At 70.0% G+C, this 446-nt stretch carries 1 protein-coding gene; it reads left to right on the top strand.

Annotated features, from left to right (window positions below; all coding sequences use genetic code 11):
• Positions 1-444 (top strand): 6-pyruvoyl trahydropterin synthase family protein (locus tag C1I99_RS31950; protein WP_146604124.1); only part of this gene is annotated, 444 nt, incomplete at its 5' end.
• Positions 445-446: the final 2 nt, after the last annotated feature.

Raw genomic sequence — 446 nt, 5'->3', positions numbered from 1 at the left:
GAGCTGAGCTGGGTGACGGTGTACGAGACCGGCTCCAGCGGCGCCAACTTCAACGGCCAGAGCTACCGCATCTGGAAGGAGATGACGCTGGACAGCGCCGTGCGGCTGCGCCACGCGCCCGGCGGCCACCCGCTGGCCGGGACTCACGGCCACACCTTCACGCTGCGCCTGCACCTGGCCGCGCCGCTGGACGCGGTGATGGGCTGGACCGTGGACTTCGGCGACGTGAAGGCGCTGTTCAACCCGATCTTCAAGCGGCTGGACCACCACCCGCTGTACGAGATTGCCAACCTGCCCGACGGCGATGCCGCGAGCATCGCCGCCTGGGTGCTGCGCGAGGGCGGCGCGGTGTTGCCGGCCATCGACCGCGTGGACCTGTATGAGACCCGCGGCTGCGGCGCCATCGTCAGCCGGGCGGACTCGGAGGAGCTGATTCCGGTATGACA

It is taken from the genome of Micromonospora deserti (genome assembly GCF_003236335.1).
Lineage (GTDB): Bacteria > Actinomycetota > Actinomycetes > Mycobacteriales > Micromonosporaceae > Micromonospora > Micromonospora deserti.
Note: the sequence above shows the minus strand (reverse complement) of the source record. Positions and strands in the feature narration are given on the sequence as shown.